Here is a 472-nt window from a genome sequence, read left to right as displayed (position 1 = left end):
GCGGCCGAACTTCAGGCGAGCGGGGTGCAACGGTTCAAGCTTCATCTGGGGCAGGGGGTGGACCGGGACCTGGCCACCTTCGACGCGGTGGCCGACGCGGTTCCGGACGCGTCGATCGCGCTGGACGCTCACGGTGTCTATGACATCTCGGCCGCGGTCCGACTCGGCCGGGGGCTCGACGAGCGCACAGCGTGGTTCTTCGAATCCCCCATCGCCGCAGACGACGTTGCCGGACATGCCGAGCTCGCGGCCGCGATCGACACTCCGGTGGCGGCGGGCGAGGCGCTACGGCACCGATTCGAAGCCGCGGACTGGATCTCGAGGAGGTCGGCCGACATTCTCCAACCCGACATCGGACGCACCGGCATCACGGAAGGTATGGCGATCGGGACCTTGGCGAACGCCGCCTATCGCCCCGTCATGCCGCACCAGTCGGCCGCCCTCGGGCCGGCTGTCGCGGCGAGCCTGCACG

General features: G+C 70.1%; 1 protein-coding gene. It reads left to right on the top strand.

The genetic code is table 11. From position 1 onward, the window contains the following. The coding region (locus tag ELR45_RS34625; protein WP_276320640.1) for an enolase C-terminal domain-like protein at positions 1–472 on the top strand (472 nt) is incomplete at both ends.

The sequence above is a fragment of the Phytoactinopolyspora endophytica genome, assembly GCF_004138495.1.
Lineage (GTDB): Bacteria > Actinomycetota > Actinomycetes > Jiangellales > Jiangellaceae > Phytoactinopolyspora > Phytoactinopolyspora endophytica.
The sequence above is the reverse complement of the archived record's forward strand: the minus strand, read 5'-3'. Positions and strand labels throughout refer to the sequence as shown.